13 protein-coding genes and 1 pseudogene are annotated in these 14,949 nt (G+C 34.6%); 6 read left to right on the top strand and 8 right to left on the bottom strand.

Annotated features, from left to right (window positions below):
- Positions 1-980 (bottom strand): annotated as a pseudogene (locus tag AB8B65_RS06210) (transcription-repair coupling factor); the annotation flags it as partial.
- Positions 981-1,098: 118 nt separating this feature from the next.
- Between AB8B65_RS06210 and AB8B65_RS06205 the strand changes: the two are divergent.
- Positions 1,099-1,530, top strand: a complete 432-nt coding sequence (locus AB8B65_RS06205; RefSeq protein ID WP_405299999.1) for a TerB family tellurite resistance protein — start codon at positions 1,099-1,101, stop codon at positions 1,528-1,530.
- A 97-nt stretch (positions 1,531-1,627) separates the two neighbouring features.
- Here the strand turns inward: AB8B65_RS06205 and AB8B65_RS06200 are convergent, their stop codons facing one another.
- From AB8B65_RS06200 to fbp, 5 genes are all read right to left on the bottom strand, one after another.
- Positions 1,628-3,163: a hybrid sensor histidine kinase/response regulator gene (locus AB8B65_RS06200; protein WP_405299997.1), complete on the bottom strand. Its 1,536-nt coding sequence runs from the start codon at positions 3,161-3,163 to the stop codon at positions 1,628-1,630.
- Positions 3,164-3,165: 2 nt separating this feature from the next.
- The gene (locus tag AB8B65_RS06195; protein ID WP_405299996.1) at positions 3,166-3,660 is read right to left on the bottom strand and encodes a Rab family GTPase; all 495 of its coding nucleotides are present in this window, start codon (positions 3,658-3,660) and stop codon (positions 3,166-3,168) included.
- Entirely contained in the window at positions 3,644-4,480 is an 837-nt protein-coding gene (locus AB8B65_RS06190; protein ID WP_405299994.1) for a cell envelope biogenesis protein OmpA, read from the bottom strand. The genes AB8B65_RS06195 and AB8B65_RS06190 overlap by 17 nt, the downstream gene beginning before the upstream one ends.
- Before the next feature lie 27 nt (positions 4,481-4,507).
- Entirely contained in the window at positions 4,508-4,876 is a 369-nt protein-coding gene (locus tag AB8B65_RS06185) for a fructose 1,6-bisphosphatase (protein WP_405299993.1), read from the bottom strand.
- Positions 4,877-4,943: 67 nt separating this feature from the next.
- Positions 4,944-5,948, bottom strand: a complete 1,005-nt coding sequence (fbp, locus tag AB8B65_RS06180) for a class 1 fructose-bisphosphatase (protein WP_405299992.1) — start codon at positions 5,946-5,948, stop codon at positions 4,944-4,946.
- A 114-nt stretch (positions 5,949-6,062) separates the two neighbouring features.
- Between fbp and AB8B65_RS06175 the strand changes: the two genes are divergently transcribed.
- From AB8B65_RS06175 to AB8B65_RS06155, 5 genes are all read left to right on the top strand, one after another.
- Positions 6,063-6,545, top strand: coding sequence for a GNAT family N-acetyltransferase (locus tag AB8B65_RS06175; RefSeq protein ID WP_405299991.1), 483 nt, complete (start codon positions 6,063-6,065; stop codon positions 6,543-6,545).
- Between the two features lie 305 nt (positions 6,546-6,850).
- Positions 6,851-8,101, top strand: coding sequence for an aspartate kinase (locus tag AB8B65_RS06170; RefSeq protein ID WP_405299990.1), 1,251 nt, complete (start codon positions 6,851-6,853; stop codon positions 8,099-8,101).
- Positions 8,102-8,156: 55 nt separating this feature from the next.
- Complete coding sequence (locus AB8B65_RS06165) at positions 8,157-9,962, top strand: GNAT family N-acyltransferase (RefSeq protein WP_405299989.1); 1,806 nt, start codon at positions 8,157-8,159, stop codon at positions 9,960-9,962.
- 57 nt (positions 9,963-10,019) lie between these two features.
- The gene (locus AB8B65_RS06160; RefSeq protein ID WP_405299988.1) at positions 10,020-10,781 is read left to right on the top strand and encodes an exodeoxyribonuclease III; all 762 of its coding nucleotides are present in this window, start codon (positions 10,020-10,022) and stop codon (positions 10,779-10,781) included.
- Between the two features lie 299 nt (positions 10,782-11,080).
- Complete coding sequence (locus AB8B65_RS06155; protein ID WP_405299987.1) at positions 11,081-12,115, top strand: NADP(H)-dependent aldo-keto reductase; 1,035 nt, start codon at positions 11,081-11,083, stop codon at positions 12,113-12,115.
- A 288-nt stretch (positions 12,116-12,403) separates the two neighbouring features.
- On the opposite strand, the gene radA is transcribed toward AB8B65_RS06155, so the two are convergent.
- Both radA and AB8B65_RS06145 read right to left on the bottom strand, forming a co-directional pair.
- On the bottom strand, positions 12,404-13,762 hold the full coding sequence (radA, locus tag AB8B65_RS06150; RefSeq protein ID WP_405299986.1) for a DNA repair protein RadA: 1,359 nt from the start codon (positions 13,760-13,762) through the stop codon (positions 12,404-12,406).
- 7 nt (positions 13,763-13,769) lie between these two features.
- Positions 13,770-14,921, bottom strand: a complete 1,152-nt coding sequence (locus AB8B65_RS06145) for an alpha/beta hydrolase (protein WP_405299985.1) — start codon at positions 14,919-14,921, stop codon at positions 13,770-13,772.
- Between the last annotated feature and the right edge of the window lie 28 nt (positions 14,922-14,949).

Below are 14,949 nucleotides of genomic sequence, written 5' to 3'. Positions count from 1 at the left end.
GGCGTGATATTAAAGTTGATGAATGTATCTGCTTTTAACAACGGATTCGTCGTCAACTCTACAATAGTATAGTCTAAAAACTGATGTTGTAAAAGTTCTTTTGTACAGAATAATTCTTCTGGAGTATTGTGTTTAATTTCTTCGGATAGTTGCCCAAAAGCGGTTGTTGCTTTGCGAAACAATTTATCAATTCGTCCAAATAGCAACTCTGTATTCTTAGCAAAAACAATCGTTTTACCTGGAATATATTTTAAAAAGCTTTCGCGAGATTCTTGCAAAGCTTTATTTTCTACATTCGGAATGATACTGATCTTTTTTACCTTTTCGGTAGACAATTGTGTTTCCACATCAAACGTACGCAAACTATCTACTTCATCGCCAAAAAATTCAATTCGATACGGTTCGTCATTCGAGAACGAATACACATCCACAATTCCACCACGAACTGAAAATTCGCCAGGTTCCGTGACAAAATCCACACGATTAAAATTGTATTCAAACAAAGTTTCATTCACAAAATCGATTGATAACTTATCGTTCAGCGAAATTTTGAGTGTATTTTTTTCGAGTTCTTTTCGCGTCACCACTTTTTCAAACAGCGCATCCGGATACGTAACAATTAACGAAGGTTTTTTGCGCGAATTAATTCGGTTTAGCACTTCCGCGCGAAGCAACACATTTGCATTGTCCGTTTCTTCAATTTGATACGGTCTGCGGTAACTTCCAGGATAAAAAAGTACATCTTTATCGTTGAGTAAATGTTCTAAATCGTTTAGGTAATAGGCAGCTTCTTCCTTGTCATCTAACACAAAGATAAAAGGCATTTCACTTTGCTTGAATGTTTCCGAAATAACAAATGACAGGCTGGAACCTGTAACGCCTTTTACATGTATTTTTTCTTGATTTTTGGCAATGGCTTGCCTCAATTTCCCAAGTTCGGGAGACTGTGAAAAATGCTGCGAGATTTTGGATATACTCACGGTGATAAAAATTTAGATGCAAATATACTGAACTCATTAGAAATGGTAGAAAATGAAGCTGAAATTTTGCTTAAAAAAACAATAGAATATTTATATTTGCAGCACTAAAAATTAAGAAATGTCTATATCAGATTTATATTCAAGTGGATTTCGTAAAAGAAATCAAGATCATTTTGCAGCGATTGTACGTGTGGCGATGAGTGATGATGTTATTACAGATGAGGAAAAAGCTTTTTTAGATAGAATGGCAAGAAGGTTAGATATCTCAGAAAGTAACTATAAAGAGATTTTAAAAGATTACAAATCACATCCTGTAAATCCACCAACAATGTACAATGAGCGTTTGAGTCGTTTATTCGATTTAACGCGTATGGTGTACGCTGACCATGAGTTAGGACCAAAACAAACGGTAATTTTAGAACGTTTGGGAATTGGTTTAGGATTTTCTCCAGAAAATGTTGCGTATGTTGTACACAAAGCGCTAATGTTAGTTGGAAAAGGTGTGGATTCAGAAGATTTTAAAGATGAAATTAAAAATATGAATCGTTAATTCTAAAACGATAAAGCATAAAAAAACCGAACTCATATAAGTTCGGTTTTTTTATGCTTTATCATTTTCATTCCTGTGTATGCACGAATCTAAATCATTATTTTAAGTATTTATAAATCTTTTTTAGTAACGTACTTTCGTCAAAAGGTTTTTCAATAATATCTGTCATACCCATTTTTTTATACCGTTTTTTATCGGTGTCGTATAAATTAGCTGTCAACGCTAAAATAGGAACCGTTTTACAGTTTGGTACAGGTAATGAGCGAATCATCTTTGTCAATTCGTCTCCATGTGTTCCTGGCATGCGAATGTCCATCAAAATTAAATCGTATTCATTATGAATGATACTTTCAATAGCATCTTCTCCGTTGGTAATGATATCCAAAAAGAACTTTCCTTCTTGCGCTAGTATTTTTAGCACAGACATTTGTATCAATTCGGAATCTTCTGCAAGTAGGATGTTGTATTTTTCTTTAGATAAGGCGCTTTTATCTTTGTTATCCAATTTCTGTTCGGAAGTAGTATCTTCTTGATTGATTGGATATTTAAAGTTCATGTTTAGTTTAAAGGTTGAACCGACTTTTTCTTCACTTTCTACCGCAATTTTACCTTCCATCAATTCCACTAAGCCTTTTACAATAGACAATCCAAGTCCTGTACCTGCGTATTTTTTTGAATTGTTGAGCTGTGTAAAACTGTTAAAAACTAAGTCTAGCTTGTCTGCTGGAATTCCAATACCCGTATCTTGTACACTTACATTTATATTTACTTTTCGGGCTCTGCGTTGATTTTCCTTAACAGAAAATGTAATCTTTCCTGATGTTGTAAATTTAAGTGCGTTTTCAATTAAGTTTTCAAAAACCTGTTTGATACGTGTTTTGTCGCCTTCAATATATTTCGGAATTTTCTCGTCAAAAATTACTTCAAACGCAATGTTTTTTTGTTTTGCCTTTACGATATACGTAAATTTTAATACTTCAATAAGTGCTTGAAAATCAAACAGTTCTTCATGCATGGTGAGTTTCCCAACTTCAATCTTAGAAACTTCTAAAATATCACCAATCATATTTTTTAAATGATCGCCAGAAGCTTGAATTACTTCTACATAATCTTGCTGTTCTAATGTCATGTCCGTTTTTTGTAAAACCGAACAAAATGCAGTAATTCCAGTTAATGGATTACGCAATTCATGGCTAAAATTAGCGATGAATGTATTTTTAAAATCTTCTTTTTCTTTAAGATATTTATTTTGTAGTTCGAGTATTTGCGAATTAATCACAGATTCATTTCTGCTTTGCGCTACTTCTTGATAATACTCGTAATGATCGGAAAAATCGTGAATTATAACCAGCGTTGGTTGATTGCCAGCAAAGGTTTTAAACTCAATATCGCAAGTGTATTCTTTTTTATCCTTATTTTCTAAATGAATACAAGTGAATTTAATATCGTTGTCTTCATCAATTTCAAAATAAGTAGAAAGTCCTTCAAAAAAACCACTGACAGTACTGATAGGATCTCCTTTTTTTAGTGAAAACAGCACATTGTCACTTTCTAATACATTTCCGGAGTTGTCAATAGTTATAAACTGAGTTCTAGGATGAAAATACTTTCCTCTATACGTTTCTAACATCATAATTATTTCACTAGTTCTTTAGCCAATGTAATAAACATGTCATCTACTTTAGTACCTGTTTTTGCACTGGTAATAAAGTCTGGCGTTACACCAAACATGTCTTTGTTTTCTTGTAAATAACTTTTTGTTACCAAATCTGCTTTATTTCCAACTATTTTCAATGGCGTATTTGCATATTGACTGGTTAGGTAAGCAATATCATCTTTTAAATTTTCAAAAGTTGCAGGACGTGTAATGTCAAACACATAAATAAAACCATGTGTTCCTAGTAAATACGAAGTTCTTGTTTTTTTAATATCGTCGTATCCTTCCAAATCCCAAATAATAAGCGAAACGGTTTCATCGGGCGAAATTTCAATTTCTTTCTTTAAGATGTGAACTCCAATGGTAACTTTATAATCACTGGTAAAAGTATTTTCCACAAACTGTCGAATCAATGAAGATTTTCCGACACCAAAGTGACCCAATAGAATAATTTTTTTAGAGGCTTTCTTCATTCGTACTAAAGTAGAATTCTAATTCGTTAGTAATATCTTCTTCTTTAATTTCATTCAAATCATTAAATAAACTTAAGAAGTTATCTGTAAAATTAAAGATTATATCTTGTAATTTGTTCTTAAATATAAGATTATATTCTCCAGAAATAGCAACTGCGACGTAAAAAGATACAAAGCTTTGAATGTGAATGTGATACAATTCGTACTCAATCAACTCTAAATTTTGGCTTTTCTCATTAAATGCATCTTCCACAAAGCTTTTAATTGCAGTAAGCATTCCAGAAACCATGTCTTTATCAATCGTTTCCGCTTTGGCATATTGCCCAATAAGCATTCCAGAGTTCTTTTCAATAACCAACACTTGCTCCACTTTGGAAACTGCTGTTAATTGGCTCAATAATAACTCTTCTTCTTTAACGCCTCCAAACAAAGATTTAAGTTTTCGTTTCCAGCTTTGGGTAGAGAAACTATCTTCTAATTGTTGATTGATACGTTCGGAAAGTAAGCTAATTTCTTGTGCAATATACTTTTTAATCATTTTACCCATAATAGGATACAATGCTTCTACAACTTGATCTTTAGAGTTTTTTATCTGTTCGGCAAGTGCTTCTGTAATGGTAGGTCCGAGTGTTTCGGGAATTTCTTCAATAAACGTTTCCAATTTTTCATCAATAATAGGATCAACTTTATTGGAAAGCTTTTTTTGCTCGTTTATAATTTCTTCGAGCGCTTTAATTTTATCGTGTATCGATTGCGCATACGCACGATCATCTGTGAGTAATAAATCTTTTAATAACGCTAATTTATCAGCTTCCGTCATAAATACACATGAAAGGTATGTTGAGTTTTACTCTTTTCCAATCTTTTCGCCAAGATTGATGAGTAATTGACCTAATTGTCTGCGGTCTACTTTTTTCTCGTTTAAATCATCCACTTTATTTTCCATGTTGGATTCTAATTCCGTAATACGAATATTTAAGTCTGTGCTTAAATTATCAATATTTTGAATCAATTCTGAACGCACTTCTTCAATTAAGTTTTCTAGTGCTTGCTTTTTTGCAAGAATATCATTCTTAATATTGTCGAATTCAGAATTATACTCCTGAATATTTTCTCCAAAAATTAAATTCTTAATTGCTTCAATCTTAGTAGATGGATCTGCAATGTTTTGATTTGCTTGATCCGCATCAGTGGTATTTTTACCTTTTGTTGCCATGTAGAAGTATTTTATTTTTCTCCGATTTACACAAAAATAACAATTTTTAACAAAGCAAATAACTTTCCTACGAGTTCTTCATAAACTCTTTGGCTTTTTCTACCATTTTTCGACTTCCACAGAAAATTGCAACACGTTGATGAAGCTCCGTTGGTTTAATATCCATAATACGCTGAAAACCGTCTGTAGCTAGTCCATTTGCTTGTTCGGCCAAGTATGCCATTGGATTGCATTCGTACAATAAGCGCAGTTTTCCGTTAGGCGCTTTGGAAGTTTGTGGGTAAATATAAATTCCACCTTTAATTAAATTTCTATGAAAATCAGAAACTAAGGAACCAATATAACGCGAAGTATACGGTCTGTCTTCTTTTTCTTCTTGGCAATACTTAATATATTCTTTAACGCCTTGCGGGAAGTGCGCATAGTTTCCTTCATTAATAGAGTAAATATTTCCTGTTTCTGGAAATTGCATATTTGGATGCGATAAATAGAACGTTCCAATAGCAGGATTTAACGTAAATCCATTAACGCCATGTCCTGTACTATACACCAACATTGTAGATGTTCCGTAAATTACATAACCTGCGGCAACTTGTTGATTTCCTTCTTGCAGAAAATCTTCTATTGTTACAGGTGTGCCAACTGGTGTAATTCTTCTGTACACAGAAAAAATAGTTCCTACAGACACATTTACGTCAATATTAGAAGAGCCATCTAGCGGATCTATTAATACAACATATTTATTCTGATTATTTTCATCAGAACTATTAATCGCAATAAAATCATCGTTTTCTTCAGAGCCAATTCCGCAAACAATATTTCTATTCGTTAAGGTTTGAATAAACTTATCATTGGCATATATATCAAGCTTTTGCTGATCTTCTCCTTGAATATTTGTTTCGCCAGCTGCGCCAATGATGTCAACCAATCCAGCTTTATTTACTTCGTGATTTACCACTTTTGCTGCCAATCGGATGGAATTGATTAATCGGGAAAGTTCTCCAGAAGAATATTTGAATTCAGCTTGGTTTTCTATAATAAACTCTCCTAAGGTTTGATTTTTTTTAGCCATTTTGTTCTAGGTTGTTTCTCAGATCACAAATATCGATAATTTTGTATAACTATAACGTTTTCGTAAAAATTATAATTTTTCCATTGGTATCTTTGTGCAAATTCTTTTAAAATTATGAACTTTACTATCCGAAAAGCCGTTTCAACTGATGTAGATGCTATTTTTAAATTAATCAATGAATTGGCAATTTTTGAAAAAGAAGCAGATGCGGTTGTTATTACAGCAGAAGATTTGCGTGAAGATGGATTTGGAGCGCATCCAAAATTTCACTGTTTCTTAGCCGAAACCGACGAAGAAGTCTTAGGAATTGCATTGGTATACATGCGCTATTCCACCTGGAAAGGAGAGGTTTTGCATTTAGAAGATTTAATTGTAAGCGAAAAAGCGCGTGGCAAAGGAATTGGTGGCAATTTGTTAACGGAAGTTATTACATTTGGAAACGACTTAGGTGTCAAACGAATTGGTTGGGAAGTATTGGATTGGAATACGCCTGCAATTGAATTTTACGAACATATTGGAGCAGATGTAAAACGCGATTGGCATGTAGTGCAATTAGATGAAAAAGGAATTGAAAATTATTTAGTGAAACGGAAATAAAATTAGATGTTAGATATAAGTATTGAGTAGTGAGATTTTGGAAACGTCATTGCGAGGAGTATACGACGTGGCAATCTGTTTCTTTAAAATCACTATTATAAATTTCAAGCAGATCTCGATACAACGAATTACAGATTCGCCACTCGACCTGACGTTTTGAGATTTACAACGAAGCATAATCGTCACTTCGAGTGATTTTCTGTCATATCGAGCGCAGTCGAGATAGACAGAAAATAGTATCGAGAAGTACTATAAAAACAAAACTGATTCCTGCCTTCGCGGGAACAACAAAATAAAATTTTGTTATGAAAATATTCAAATTTGGTGGCGCGTCTGTAAAAGACGCTACAGGAGTAAAAAACGTAGTCAACGTATTGCAAGAAGTTGGGTATGACAATACCTTAATTGTGATTTCTGCCATGGGAAAAACAACCAATGCCATAGAAGTTGTCATCAAAAACTATTTTGAGGAAAATAAAGAATTGCAAGCATCTATTCAAGAAATAGCTAAATACCATAATGAAATTCTACTAGAATTATTTCCAAACGAAAGTCATCCTATCTTTAAAAAAATAAAACAGTTTTTTGAGGAAATGCAAGGTTTTTTAGGTCGAAACAAATCGCCTGATTATAACTATGTATATGATCAATTGGTTTCCTTTGGGGAATTAATTTCTACGACAATCGTAAGTGCATATCTCAATAGTGTTGCTGTTGAAAATATTTGGTTAGATGTGCGCGAATTGATCAAAACAGATACGAGTTATCGTGATGCTAAAGTAGATTGGGAATTGACGCAGGAAAACATCAAACAAAAAGTAAATAAAAATAAACTCAACATTACACAGGGTTTCATTGGAAGCGATCCAAACAACTTTACCACAACTTTAGGGAGAGAAGGTTCGGATTATTCTGCTGCAATTTTTGCCTATTGTTTAAATGCGGAAAATGTAACCATTTGGAAAGATGTGCCAGGTGTTTTAAATGCCGATCCTCGGTATTTTGAAAACGCACAATTATTACACAACATTTCGTATCGAGAAGCAATTGAGTTGGCATTTTATGGAGCTTCGGTAATTCACCCAAAAACATTACAGCCATTGCAACGAAAAGAAATTCCGTTATATGTAAAGTCGTTTCTAAATCCTAAAAATGACGGAACTGTGGTCACAAAAGGAGTTGGAATTTCGCCAAATATTCCGTGTTTTATTGTCAAAAAGAATCAAATTTTGATTTCACTTTCGTCGTTAGATTTTTCTTTTATTGTGGAAAATAACATTAGCGAAATTTTCAAATTATTGCACGATTGTAAAATGAAAGTGGATGTCATTCAAAACTCAGCAATTAGTTTTTCGGTGTGTGTAGATAATAAGTTTGATAATTTAGAAAAATTACTCAAAACCTTGCGATCAAAATTCAAAGTAACACATTATGAAAACGTGTCTTTGTATACAATCCGACACTTTACAGAATCAGCAATTGCAGGATTACAAAAAGACAAAGAAATTCTATTAGAACAACGCGCAGAACAAACGATTCAACTAGTTGTAAAATAAATAAAATATATTGAGGTTGTTTTGCTATATTTGTAATTCGCCTTAAAATGGATATATGGGATTGGTAACTGCTAAAGAAGTTGCAAAAGCTGTCAAATTAGATAAATATGGCTTCATCGGAACCTTCGTAAGTTGGGTTTTGATGAAAGTATTGCGTATCTCTGATGTGAACAAAATTTATGACAAACATAAACATCTTGATGATTTAGAATTTCTAAATGCATTATTAGATGAGTATAAGATTAAATTTGAAATTCCCGAAGAAGACTTAAAACGGCTTCCCAAAGATGGTGCCTACATTACAATTTCCAATCATCCACTTGGTGGAATTGATGGAATTTTGTTGTTAAAACTCATGGTAGAGCAGCGACCAGATTATAAAATTATTGCAAATTTTCTACTGCATAGAGTCGATCCACTGAAGCCGTATATAATGCCTGTAAACCCTTTTGAAGATCACAAAGGAGCAAAATCAAGTTTGGCAGGTTTCAAACAATCTATCATGCATTTACGCGAAGGAAAACCATTAGGTATTTTCCCAGCAGGAGAAGTTTCAACCTATAAAGATGGAAAACTAATTGTAGACAAACCTTGGGAAGAAGCTGCCATGAAATTGGTGCAAAAAGCGAAAGTTCCTGTAGTACCAATTTATTTTCACGCAAAAAATAGCCGCTTTTTTTACAGATTGGCTAAAATTAGTGACACATTCAGAACCGCAAAATTGCCATCTGAATTATTAACACAAAAAAATAGAGTCATAAAAGTGCGAATTGGAAAGCCAATTTCCGTAAAATCACAAAATGAGTACGAAAGTTTGCCAGACTTCACAGAGTTTCTGCGCAAAAAAACATACATGTTGTCCAACACGTATGAAAAGCAGAACTTGTTGAGTAAAGTGCCGACCTCATTAAAAATTCCGAAACCGCCAAAAGAAATTATTACGCCAGTTTCTGCGGAAATCATTCAAAAGGAAGTTGAAAGCTTATCTAAAAAACACCATTTACTTACAAGTAAAAACTATCAAGTATTTTTAGCAGAAGCTGCTGAGATTCCGAATGTACTTCGAGAAATGGGAAGACTTCGTGAAATTACGTTTCGCGAAATTGGTGAAGGAACCAATAATGCAATCGATTTAGATAAGTTTGATTACTATTATCATCACATGTTTTTATGGGATAACGTAGCAAAAAAACTTGCCGGAGCATACAGAATGGGCTTAGGAAGTCAGATTTATGCAAACCACGGAATCAATGGTTTCTATCTGCAAGACTTATTTCGTTTTGAACCAGAATTACACAAAATGATGAGTCAATCCATTGAAATGGGACGCGCATTCATTATCAAAGAATACCAGCAAAAACCAATGCCTTTATTCTTACTTTGGAAAGGAATTGTGCATACAACCTTGCGTTATCCAGAACACAAATACCTAATTGGTGGTGTAAGTATCAGTAACAAGTTTTCAAACTTCTCAAAATCGTTGATGATTGAGTTTATGAAATCGCACTATTACGATCCATACATCGCACAATACATTCATCCGAAAAAAGAATTTAAAGTAAAACTAAAAGATGCTGATAAAGACTTTATTTTTGATGAAACCAAAGCGGATTTAATCAAATTTGACAGAATTATTGACGAAATAGAACCAGGAAGTTTACGCATGCCTGTACTGATTAAAAAGTATGTAAAGCAAAATGCAAAAGTAATTGCGTTCAACGTAGATCCACTATTCAATAATGCTGTCGATGGTTTAATGTACATACGCATTGCCGATCTTCCAGAAAGCACGGTAAAACCTGTAATGGAAGAATTTCAAGCAGAACTAGAACGTAGACTAAGCGATAACGAAGAAGAATAAAAGCACCATAAAATGCGCTTTTATTTAATACTCTTCAAGAAATAAAAAAATACACGCGTGAAAATAATATCTTACAACGTAAACGGAATTCGTGCCGCTATCAAAAAAGGATTCCTAGAATGGCTACAACAAGCAAATCCCGATGTAATTTGCATACAAGAAATCAAAGCGCTTAAAGAACAACTCGATTTGGAAGTGTTTGCGAAAGCAGGTTACAAATACAACTATTGGTACAGTGCCCAAAAAAAAGGCTACAGCGGCGTGGCAATTCTTTGTAAAGAAGAACCAAATCATATTGAATACGGAACAGGAATTGAAACCATGGATTTTGAAGGTCGCAACTTGCGTGTCGACTTTGACAATATTTCCATAATGAGCATGTATTTGCCATCTGGAACCAACGATGCACGATTGAATTTCAAATTTCAATACATGGACGAAATCAAGGAATACTTGACCAATCTGCGAAAGGAAATTCCAAACTTGGTCGTTTGTGGCGATTATAATATTTGTCATGAAGCAATAGACATTCACAACCCAAAAATGAAAGGTGTTTCAGGATTTTTACCTGAAGAACGCGCTTGGATTGGAAGTTTTATCGATAGCGGATTCATCGATTCGTTTCGTCATTTAAACAAAGAACCACATCATTACAGCTGGTGGAGTTACCGCGCAAATGCACGAAACAATAACAAAGGTTGGCGTATTGATTATAACATGGTCAGCGAACCGTTAAAAGAAAATATTTCCAGAGCAACCATTCTGCCCGAAGCAAAACACTCGGATCACTGTCCAATTTTGGTAGAAATAGCCGTGTAATTTGTCATTCCTGCGGAGGCAGGAATCCATTGGAAAGATAATTATTGCAAAGGATTGAACTAAAATTTGGGCATTTCCTCCAAGAAAAATGGAGGTCAGGCTTTCGCTTTTATCTTTTTGATCTTGTCATTGCGAGATAAATTTTAAATTTATTGTAGCAATCTGCTCAAAAAGAAACAGATTACTTCGTCGTTTACTCCTCGTAATGACGTTCCAAATCAAAAAGGATATCAGCTCTATCCTTAATGCGGAATCAAAGAGCAAGGATTTCAAACAAAAAACTGAAAAAGAAAATAAAAATGAAATACACAAAAATTCCACATACAAATATAAAAGTTAGCAAAATATGCTTAGGAACCATGACTTGGGGAAATCAAAATACCGAAGCCGAAGGTCATGAACAAATGGATTATGCACTAGAACAAGGCGTTAACTTTTTTGATACTGCCGAATTGTATCCAGTGCCTGCAACGGCTGAAACCTATGCGGAAACAGAACGTATTATTGGAACTTGGTTCAAAAAAACAGGAAACAGAGATAAAGTTGTATTGGCTTCTAAAATTGCAGGTCCAGGCGATTATACAGCACATATAAGAACCAACGGATTTAGTCCAGAAGCCATCAAAGATGCAGTAGAAAACAGTCTGAAACGTTTACAAACAGATTATTTAGATTTATATCAATTGCATTGGCCAGAGCGTCAAGCAAACTTCTTTGGGCAACGCGATTACAAACACAATCCGAATGATCCTTGGCAAGATAATTTCAACGAAAGTTTACATGCATTAGATGAATTGATCAAAGAAGGGAAAATTCGTCAAGTTGGAATCTCAAACGAAACACCTTGGGGAACCATGCGTTATTTAGAAGAATCTAAAAAAGGATTGCCAAGAATGGTCACCATTCAAAATGCATATTCACTTTTATGTAGAAGTTTTGAAACGAGTTTGGCAGAAGTTTCTATGCGCGAAGGAATAGGTTTAATGGCATATTCACCACTCGGATTTGGAGTGCTTTCTGGAAAATACTTAGGCGGGAAATTACCTGATGATGCACGTTTAACATTGTTTCCACGTTTTGCGCGCTACAGCGGAAAAGAAGCAACCGACGCAACACAACAATATTATGACTTGGCTAAAAAGCACGGATTAAGTTTGGCACAAATGTCACTGGCTTTTATAAATCAGCAACCATTTGTAACAGGAAATATCATTGGCGCTAGTAAAATGGAGCAACTCAAAGAAAACATAGCAAGTATTGATGTTGAATTGTCACAAGAAATACTTGACGGAATTAATGAAATTCATAATAGTATTCCGAATCCGGCACCGTAAATTAGATCGCACTTTTAGACCGCTTCTCGCTGATAGATCGGCTTCGCCTTTTAGATTTTTTTGGTCGCTTTGCTTTTGGCTCACTTTGCTTTTTGATTGCTTCGCGTATCTTCTTAAAATTCTTTGAAACGTCTTTGCGAGCGTTTTGATAAAAACGCGTGGCAATCTGTTTTTTGATAACTTTACATGTTACTTTGTGATCAGAAACGTCATTGCGAGGAGTTTACGACGCGGCAATCTGTCTCTTTTATAAACAAAGAAACAATTTGTCAAATCAACAAAAACACACTAAAACAAATGCGAAACTAAATCCTCAATTCTAGAGATTAGCACAACATTGATTTTGGTATTTTTTAAGGATATTTTATTGTGTTTGGAAGCGAAAAAGGTAGTAAAACCTAATTTTTCAGCTTCTAAAATACGTTGATCAATTCGGTTTACAGGACGAATTTCTCCTGCCAATCCGATTTCTGCAGCAAAACAATTTGTCTTGGAAATTTCTTCATCTTCGTTACTTGATAAAATTGCTGCAATAACAGCCAAATCAATCGCGGTATCATCAATGCTAATTCCGCCAGTGATATTTAAAAAGACATCTTTTGCGGCTAATTTGAAACCAGCACGTTTTTCCAATACTGCCAATATCATGTTTAAGCGTTTGGCGTTGTAGCCTGTCGTGCTTCGTTGCGGTGTTCCGTAAACTGCGGTGCTTACTAATGCTTGAATTTCAATCATCAACGGTCGTGCGCCTTCCAAAGTAGCTGCAATCGCTGTTCCGCTGAGTTCGTCAGCATTTTTGGAGATTAAAATTTCGGACGGATTGCTGACTTCGCGCAAACCATCTGACAGCATTTCGTAAATTCCCAATTCGGACGTAGATCCGAAACGATTTTTAAGTGATCGTAAAATACGATATACATGATTTCGGTCGCCTTCAAACTGTAAAACGGTGTCTACCATGTGTTCTAAAATCTTTGGTCCGGCAATGTTTCCATCTTTCGTAATATGACCAATCAAAAATACAGGAACGCCACTTTCTTTGGCAAATTTGATCAACTCCGTAGTACATTCTCTGATTTGAGAAATGCTTCCCGCAGATGATTCTATATAGTCTGAATGTAAGGTTTGAATCGAATCAATTACGACAATATCAGGTTGAACTTCGGCAATTTGCTTAAATATGTTTTGCGTTTTTGTTTCAGTCAGCACTAAACAATTGGAATTTTTTTGACTAATACGTTCGGCACGCATTTTTATTTGCTTTTGGCTTTCTTCGCCAGAAACATACAAAGTTTTATAAGGTAATTTAAGTGAAATTTGGAGTAAGAGTGTACTTTTTCCTATTCCGGGTTCACCGCCAAGTAAAATAAGTGATCCAGGGACAATTCCACCACCTAAAACTCTGTCAAGTTCTTGATCGGAAGTTGGCAAGCGTTTTTCAGTAGCTGAACTTATTTCGTGAATTAACGTAGGTTTTGAAATGCGCGAACTCCCTTTTTCTTGTTGTTGCCAATTGGCTTTTACTTCTTTTTGAATGACTTCTTCTACAATTGTATTCCATTGCTTACAGGAAGAACATTGTCCTTGCCACTTTGCAAACTGCGAGCCGCAGTTTTGACAGAAAAAGCTCGTTTTTACTTTTGCCATAGTATTATTACCAACCGAAGTCTTGTTTTATTTTGTCTGCTTTGTCTAGCATTAAATCCTTTGTGATAAAATCGATCGGACTCATGCTAAAACCGTTTTGATACATGCGCAATGCTTTTTTAGGCTTCCCTATTTTTTCATAATATTCGCCCATAAAAAAGTGAAATAATGCAGTATCTGGATATTCTTTTTTGCCCAATTTGGCCAAAAGTTCTAGGTCTTCTGAGCTATTTTCCTTTTTGCGAACTGCAGAATAAATAGCCATAAAATCATTTACAGTCACGCGTTTTTCAAATCCAAAAAGATCTTCAATGGTTTTGTATTTGTCCATTAAATATAAATAAGGAGATGTTTTTAAGGTGACAATTTTTTCTTTGTACTCTTTCACACTTATTGGGCGATAGATAGTAAATATTTTACTCATTGCTCTCGGAATTGCTTGCACGGCTAATGAGTTGTGATTCGCTTCCGTAAAGTCATCATAGTAGTAAAAAATGTTTTCGTTTTTCAGTTCTTTTAATGTTTCGTTGAAACCTCTAATTCGTTTTGCCTCTTTTCTAGTGTCTTCGTCAGAAGTAGCTAAGTAATAGAATTTCTTGTTTTCAAATTCTTCCAGACGCGTTGCAATGCGTCCTTCCATTTTTGGGGCAAAGTATGGGCTTAGATTAATGTATGCATCAAACAGTGGCACTTCTTTGAATAGATAGTAATTTGCGAAATTTGCCGTTAAATCGTGTCCAACAATCATTTTAAAGTTGGCAGTATTATAGTTTTTTTCGACATACGAAACCAATTCCATTCCGATAAACTCAAAAAATTGCGCGCTTTTCTTTTCGGGCAAACCGCTTGCATCATTGTATGCACAGTCTTTTGCGCGATCTTCACTTTTATATTGGTTTACACCAACCACAATACATTCAGGCATTTCGTCCCAATAGCTGTAATAGCGTGCATTGGAAACGACACTTTCAAAAAGATAATGCGCATCTAGTACGACAATAACTGGATATACTTTATCTTTTGAATATCCTTCGGGAATGTATAATTGAATGTCGCGCGTTTCGTTTAGCTTTTCAGATTTTAGCTTTTCAGTAGTCGTTTGTGCGTTGATATTCGTAAAACATATAAACGCAATGAATAGCATGATGTACTTTTTCATGGTATGGATAGGTTAGTTTAGACTCCTA

Source organism: Kordia sp., from assembly GCF_045105435.1.
Taxonomy (GTDB): Bacteria; Bacteroidota; Bacteroidia; order Flavobacteriales; family Flavobacteriaceae; genus Kordia.
Note: the sequence above shows the minus strand (reverse complement) of the source record. Positions and strands in the feature narration are given on the sequence as shown.